General features: G+C 59.3%; 1 protein-coding gene. It reads right to left on the minus strand.

All coding sequences use genetic code 11. From position 1 onward, the window contains the following. On the minus strand, positions 1–304 hold a 304-nt coding region (locus tag CVH10_RS17825; protein ID WP_181244468.1), incomplete at its 3' end, for a retrotransposon gag family protein. Between the last annotated feature and the right edge of the window lie 111 nt (positions 305–415).

Below are 415 nucleotides of genomic sequence, written 5' to 3' on the forward strand. Positions count from 1 at the left end.
CATCTTCCCGCACATCTTCCGGAGCGTACCGGGCCAGATTGTTGAACTCGTGCAAATACTCCATCACGGAGCGGTTGCCTTGCTTCAACTCTCGGAATTCCCTCTTCTTGAGAGCCACGACTCCGGCGGGCACATGGGTTCTCCGGAAAGCGGCGGTGAAGCGGGCCCAAGTGATAGGCTGCCCCTCTGGCTGCGTAGCCTGGAAGTGGTCCCACCAGAGAGATGCGGGCCCCTGCAGCTGGTCGGCGGCGAAGAAGACTTTCTCCTCATCGCTGCACTGCACAGTATCCAGCTTCTTCCCCACGGCATGCAACCAATCCAACGGATCCACGGGATTGTTGGAGCTAGAGAAGGTAGGTGGGCGTATGCGGAGGATTTCGGCGAGCTTAGAGTGTTGTGGAGGCAGTGGTGGAGC

It is taken from the genome of Halomonas sp. ND22Bw, assembly GCF_003011945.1.
Classification (GTDB): domain Bacteria; phylum Pseudomonadota; class Gammaproteobacteria; order Pseudomonadales; family Halomonadaceae; genus Halomonas; species Halomonas halophila.